The 685-nt window shown below is 44.5% G+C and carries 1 protein-coding gene; it reads left to right on the top strand.

The window, feature by feature from the left end:
• Positions 1-654, top strand: a 654-nt coding sequence (locus R7190_RS27700; protein ID WP_318137909.1) for a transporter substrate-binding domain-containing protein, incomplete at its 5' end; no start/stop codon positions are given.
• Positions 655-685 lie beyond the last annotated feature (31 nt).

Consider the following 685-nt stretch of genomic DNA (forward strand, 5'->3'; position numbering starts at 1 on the left):
TGGACAGAAACCGATGGTTCTCTAAAAGGCTTTGATGTTGATATGGCCAATGCGCTGTGTGAAGAAATGCAAGTGAAGTGTCAGATCGTTGCGCAAGATTGGGACGGCATTATTCCTTCTCTATTGGCTCGTAAATACGATGCGATCATCGCGGCAATGTCGATTACCGAAGAACGTAAGAAGAAAGTGGATTTCACGGGCAAATACGCATTGATCCCAAATAAGTTCATCGCTAAGAAAGGTGCAAACCTAGATTTTGCTAATCTAGATGGCCAAAAAATCGCAGTTCAACGCGCGACCACTCACGATAAATACCTGACTGATAACTACGGTGACAAAGTTGAAATTGTACGTTACGGCTCTTTTGACGAAGCGTACCTAGACCTTGCGAACGGCCGTGTTGCTGCAGTTTTGGGCGATGCATCTGCTCTAGAGGAAGGTGTATTGAACAAAGCTGGTGGTGATGCGTACGAATTTGTTGGCCCATCTCTGACTGATGCGAAATGGTTCGGTGAAGGTTTCGGTATCGCTGTACGTAAACAAGATAAAGATCTAACGAAGAAACTTGATGCGGCAATCTTGTCACTGCGTGATAAAGGTATTTACCAAGAAATTGCTGGCAAGTACTTTAACTACGATGTTTACGGCGAATAAGCGGTATTTAAGCGACCGTTGGCTTGTTCCT

The organism is Vibrio sp. 1078-1 (assembly GCF_033340475.1).